Consider the following 1,859-nt stretch of genomic DNA (forward strand, 5'->3'; position numbering starts at 1 on the left):
CATCGGCAGCCTGCTCCGGCACCCGCGCGATGACGCGGCGCTCGTCCCGGCCATCACGCCGCCGCGACAGCACCAGCGCCTGCGCGTCCACGCGCGTGATGCGCTCCTCGTGCACGCCGCCGGCGAGCCGGTAACGCATGACCGGCACATAGGGATCGGCGCCGAAATCCAGCGTCTTCTCGCCCAGCGCGCGGCCATCCGGCGCGACATAGCGGATGCTGCCGCCGAGCCAGCGCCAGCCGTCGTAGCGGTGGCGATGCACCTCGGTATAGAGATAGCGGCCATCCGCGCGCGCCACCGCGTGCCCGAGGTAGCGCAGCTCCCGCAACCCGGCGGCGGCGGCCGCTGCGCGCTCCGGGGCCGGAACCGCGGCGGTGGTGTCCGCCAGCGCGCCCGGCGGCGCGGCCTGCAGCAGCGCCAGCAGCGGCCACACGCAGAGCGGCGGACGGCCGGCGCGGACGGGCCGGCCGGGCATGTCAGCGCGCCCGCTTGCTGAACAGGTAATGGCCCACGCCCCACTCCCGGCCCTGGTCATAGCCGAACAGCTCGGCGCAGGCCATGTAGAACATGCGCCAGCGCTGGAACCACACCGCCGCCTGCTCCGGGCCGTAGCAGTCGCGGAACAGCGGCATGATGTCGGCGCGCGCCCGGTCCATGCCCTCCAGCCAGTGGTTGGCCGTGCGCTCGTAATGGCAGCCGTCGACCCACCACTGGCGCTCCAGGCGCAGGTCATCCTGGAAGTTCGCGAACAGGGTCTCCGACGGCATGATGCCGCCGGTGAAGAAATGGCGTGACATCCAGTCGTCGTGTCCGCGGTCCTCGAAGCAATACGCCAGGTGCCGGTGCGCGAAGATGTGCACGAACATCCATCCGTCATCGCGCAGCCAGCGCGCCAGCCTGGCGAACAGGCGGTCGTAGTTGCGCATGTGCTCCAGCATCTCCACCGACACGATGCGGTCGAAGCCGGCGGTGACCTCGCGGCCCCGGTCATCACGCGCGGGAAAATCGAAATCGGTGATGTTGCCGGTGAGGATGGTCAGGTTGCCCAGCCCGCGCTCCGCCGCCCGCGCCTGGATGAACGCGCGCTGGCCATGCGAATTCGACAGCCCGACGATGCGCGCGTGCGGATAACGCTCGGCCAGCCACAGCGACAGGGAGCCCCAGCCGCAACCCAGGTCCAGGATGCGCTGGCCATCGGCCAGGCCGGCGCGCTCGGCGTAGAGCCGCAGCATGATCTCCTCGGCCTCGGCCAGGGTTTCGCTCCCGGTCGGGTAGCAGGCGCCGGAATACTTCAGGCGCGGCCCCAGATGATGATGGAAGAACGCCGCCGGCACCTCGTAGTGCTGGCTGTTGGCGGCCTGCGTCTCGACCGCGATCGGGCTGGCGCGCAGGGTGTCGATCAGCGCCTGGCGGCGCTGGCTGGCCAGGGCGGCGTCATCGCGGCCTTCATCGCGCAGGCGGTCGGCGATCAGCCGGCGCATGCCGAGGCGGACCAGCGCGTCCGGCAGCAGTCCGCGCTCGCAGAGGTCGATCATGTCCATGGTTTCTCCTGGTCGGGGTAAGTGGAAGGCCGGCCTCAGCGCGACCGCCTGGGCGGCCACGGCACGAAGGCGCTCGTGGTGGCGATGTAGTCGGCGTAGCCGGGCCGGGTGGCGGCTGCCTGGGCCTCGGTCAGCGGCAGTCCCGACATGCGCAGCAGCAGCCAGGCCACGATCACCGGCGGCAGCAGCGCCAGCCAGGCCCAGGGCGCGCCGATGGCCAGCGGCAGATAGGCCAGCCAGTGCAGGGTTTCGAAGAAATAGTTGGGGTGCCGGGAATAGCGCCAGAGACCCTGACGACAGACCTGGCCACGGTTCTCC

At 71.0% G+C, this 1,859-nt stretch carries 3 protein-coding genes; all 3 read right to left on the reverse strand.

Features of this window, described 5'->3' with window-relative positions:
* On the reverse strand, positions 1-475 hold a 475-nt coding region (locus C5O18_RS08960; RefSeq protein ID WP_206389827.1), incomplete at its 3' end, for a hypothetical protein.
* 1 nt (position 476) lies between these two features.
* Positions 477-1,541 (reverse strand): SAM-dependent methyltransferase, encoded by a 1,065-nt coding sequence (locus C5O18_RS08965; protein ID WP_105193261.1) that lies wholly within the window; start codon positions 1,539-1,541, stop codon positions 477-479.
* Positions 1,542-1,576: 35 nt separating this feature from the next.
* Positions 1,577-1,859, reverse strand: a 283-nt coding sequence (locus C5O18_RS08970) for a DUF1295 domain-containing protein (protein ID WP_146089320.1), incomplete at its 5' end; no start/stop codon positions are given.

This window comes from Amnimonas aquatica, assembly GCF_002943415.1.
GTDB lineage: Bacteria > Pseudomonadota > Gammaproteobacteria > Pseudomonadales > Moraxellaceae > Perlucidibaca > Perlucidibaca aquatica_A.